This is a genomic window from Caballeronia sordidicola (genome assembly GCF_002220365.1).
Lineage (GTDB): Bacteria > Pseudomonadota > Gammaproteobacteria > Burkholderiales > Burkholderiaceae > Caballeronia > Caballeronia sordidicola_C.
In genome coordinates, this window is sequence record NZ_MTHB01000079.1 from 1 (window position 1) to 3,878 (window position 3,878).

Below are 3,878 nucleotides of genomic sequence, written 5' to 3' on the forward strand. Positions count from 1 at the left end.
TGGGCTTCGGGCTGAGCCGTGGCTTGGGCTTCGGGCTGAGCCGTGGCTTGGGCTTCGGGCTGAGCCGTGGCCTGGGCTAAGGGCTGAGTTGTGGCCTTCGCTCCTGGCTGAGCCGTGGCCTGAGCTTCGGGCTGAGCTGTGGCCTGGGCTTCGGGCTGAGGCTGGATTTTGGCGCCAGGTTTGGCCTCGGCTTTGATGCCAGGCTTGTGCCCGGTTTTGACGGGGTCAAGAATCCGGTAGGCGAGCAATTTCACAGGGTCGGTCACAAGGAACCACGCCAATGCATAGCCCCAAACGAATAGCGCCCAACCCCACCCAAGCGGTGTCATGAACAGCCCGTAGACGGCAATTAGCGTCGCCACCGTCTGAGTGCCGAGCACGGCCATCCACAAAATCCGCGCGGGGCGGATAGACCAGAACGGACCGCGAGTGCGCGTCTGGAAAATGGTCAGATGCCCAGCCACCGACAACATCAGATACATCATCGTCTGAAGATGGGGGTGGTTGAGGTGGAAAACGCGGTCGCCTAGGAAGAAAAGGCCAAATGCGGCGACGGGTCCAACCAGGCCCAGCACCGTGGCGATCCCCAGCACCAGGCGCATGTTCCACGCCTCGGGTTGATCCTTGTAGTGAACGTTGTCATATGCAATGGACAGGATGGCGCCGTCGTTGAGTAACGCCAGCATCACGATCATCACCGCCGTCACGGGATAAAAGTTGAAGATCAGGATCGATAGCGTCATGAACAACAATACGCGCAGAGTCTCAGCGATTCGGTACATTGCGTAGCTGTTCATGCGCTGAAATATCTTCCGACTCTCCTTGATCGCGTCGATGATCACCGATAGGCCCGGCGTCGTAAGCACGATGGCCGCCGCCGCCCGCGCCGCGTCCGTCGCACCCGAAACCGCGATGCCGCAATCGGCTTTCTTCAGTGCGGGTGCATCATTCACCCCATCGCCCGTCATGCTCACGATGTGGCCGCGCTTTTGCAAATCATCCACTATGTGGTACTTGTGTTCAGGGAACACTTGGGCGAAGCCATCGGCCTTCTCGATGGACTCGGAGGCCGCCGTTGATTGCTGATTTTTCGCGTCGCCGAGGCTGCTGGCATCGAGGATATTGGTGCCCATGCCTAGTTTCTTGGCAGTTTCCTGAGCAATGGCCAACGCGTCGCCAGTCACCATCTTGACCGTCACGCCCATCCGTTGAGCGGTCGCGATGGTTACCTCGGCATCTTCTCGTGGCGGATCGAACAGTGGCAACACACCAAGAAACTGCCATGCGCCATCTCCCTCCGCACGCGCCACACCCAACGAACGAAAGCCGCGCGCCGCAAACTCGTTGACCGCTTTGTCGACGGACGCTTTCACCTGCGCGGCATTGGCGGACAACGCCAGAATCACTTGCGGCGCGCCCTTCGTCACTTTGAACGTCTTTCCGTCAGAGCCCGTGACTGCGGCCTCGGTGCGCTTGTGCACCGGGTCGAAAGGCTGAAAATGGCCTACCTGATAGCCCTTTAGAGCCTGATCGTTTTTCAGGCCAGCCAGCACCGCCAGGTCAATGGTGTCGTTATTATCGGCCCGCGACGCCAGCGCGGCAGCGAGGACCACTTGCTCCGCGGAGAGGTTGTTCAGACAGAACGGATCGCCCAGCGTGAGCTTGTTCTGGGTCAGCGTGCCGGTCTTGTCGGCGCACAGCACGTCGACGCCTGCTAGTTCCTCGATCGCCACCAACCGGGTGACGATCGCCTTTTTCTTCGCGAGCAAGCGCGCGCCGACCGCCATCGTCACCGACAGCACCGTGGGCATCGCCACGGGAATCGCGGCCACAGTCAGTACCAGGGCGAACTGCAATGTGGTAAGGATCGGGTCGCCACGGAAGATCGCGACAGCAACAATCCCCGCCACCATCACCACCGCCAGGATGATCAAATAATTCCCAATCTTCAGCACCGCGCGCTGAAAATGGCTAACCGTGTGCGCCCCTTGCACCAACTCCGCAGTCTTGCCGAAAAAGGTGTTCCCACCGGTAGCGTAGACCAATGCGCCGATCTCACCTTGACGAATGATCGAGCCTGAAAATATTGCCTCGCCGGAATTGTGCGTGACGGGCAGCGACTCTCCGGTCAGCGCGGACTGGTCTACCTCCACCTCGTCACCGTCCAGCAGTCGTGCGTCCGCCGGCACAATGTCACCCAGACGCACGCGAATGACGTCACCCGGAACCAACTCACGCGCAGGCGGATTTATCCACTTCCCATCACGTATCACCCGAGCCTTGATCGCGAGCGTCGCTTTTAAGGCGGCGACAGCGTTGCCCGCCTCGCGCTCTTCCCAGAACCCAACCACTGCGTTGGCCAGAAGCAGTACAAGAATGATGCCAAAATCCGGCCAGTGCCGAGCGACCGCCGAAAGGATCACGGCCGCTTCGATCATCCAAGGAATTGGACCCCAAAAATAGCTGAGGAACTTCAGAATAGCGTTGGTCTTCTTTTCCTCAATCTCATTCGGTCCATATTGGGTTAGCCTTTTCTTCGCCTCTGCCTGGCTAAGGCCGTCCGGTGACGAATTTAGTTTCTTTTCCACTTCCGGCATCGGAAGCGATTGCAACTCGTTCTTGACTTGGGTCTTCGATCCCTGCTTGGGGTCGTGAGCCTTGTCCGGGCCGGCATCGGATACCATAACTTGTACTCCTTACGCTTTAGTACGCTGTGCCTTTTATAGGTTGCAGTGATACGCCGGCGCCAATTGAGCGTCGGGACACCCGAATCTGTCCATCCCCCTTGGACGCTCCCTTCAATGCAATCGAGATCCGGGTGCGACATCGAGTGCCCGGATAGCGGCTGACGAAACGGGTGACACGGAATGTCGAGCACGATCAGTGGCGGCCGAAGGACCACGATCACCTCCACGCCCTTGATCGTTGGCTACGTCGCCCGATCGCAGGCGATACCACCGACCTCGACGCGCGCGATGGATGTATAGGCCACCCGGACATGCGTAATGCCAGACCGCGATGCAATACACCACCACTCACGCTCGCTACAAGCACCGCTTTCGCACGATTCAGCGTACGAAAGCTATGTTCAGAAGCGGACGGAGGAAGCTTCCAGGAAAGGGATCAATTGATGTCAAATCGAGGTCACACCGAGAGCGGGTCGATGATTCGATCATAGGGCGGTCCAACCAGAAGCAACAGGCTCGGAAACTACTCAGATCCACGCGTGAGCAGTCTGGTGTTCGCAGTGGTGCAGCGGCGAGACAACTGAACAGCTTGGGGGCAGCGGCATGCCCATCGCGCCGTCCACGCCTGCTCGAAAGCCGCTCCTCCATTAACTTCCCGAAGGTGGCTACTCGACATCCTTCAATTGCGCGGATTGCGCTGCGAGCGCAAGGCGAGTCAAAGCCGGCAAAGACTTCGACCCTGTTTTTTTCATTATCAACGCTCGATGATTCTCGACGGTACGCTGACTAATGCCAAGGTCCGCTGCAATAACTTTACTGGGGCGACCCGCGAGTACGAGATCCATGACCTGGTGTTGTCTCGGCGTCAGCTCCAAGATCTGGTTCGCTGCGGCCTCGCGCCATGCGAACAGCTTATGCGAACTCAACAACTGTTCGAAGGCGCGAGCCACACATTCGAGCAACTCAATTGGGCCGATCGGCTTTTCAATGAAGTCTGAAGCGCCCGCCTTCATCGCCTGCACCGCCACTCGCACGTCGCTGTTACCCGTAATCATGATCGCGGGTAAGTGGTCATCCCGATTGTGCAAGTGCTTAAGCAAATCGAGTCCTTTCATACCTGGCAGATAGGCATCGATTAAAAGGCAAGCCTCTCTGCCCGGTTGATAGGCTTCTAGAAAAGCCTCGCAAGAC

General features: G+C 58.5%; 2 protein-coding genes. Both read right to left on the reverse strand.

Annotation, left to right across the window (positions count from 1 at the left end; translation table 11 throughout):
* Window positions 1–2,684, reverse strand: a 2,684-nt coding sequence (locus BSU04_RS13125) for a plasma-membrane proton-efflux P-type ATPase (protein WP_218827273.1), incomplete at its 3' end; no start/stop codon positions are given.
* Between the two features lie 668 nt (window positions 2,685–3,352).
* A partial coding sequence (locus BSU04_RS13130) for a response regulator transcription factor (RefSeq protein WP_144021221.1) occupies window positions 3,353–3,878 on the reverse strand: 526 nt, incomplete at its 5' end.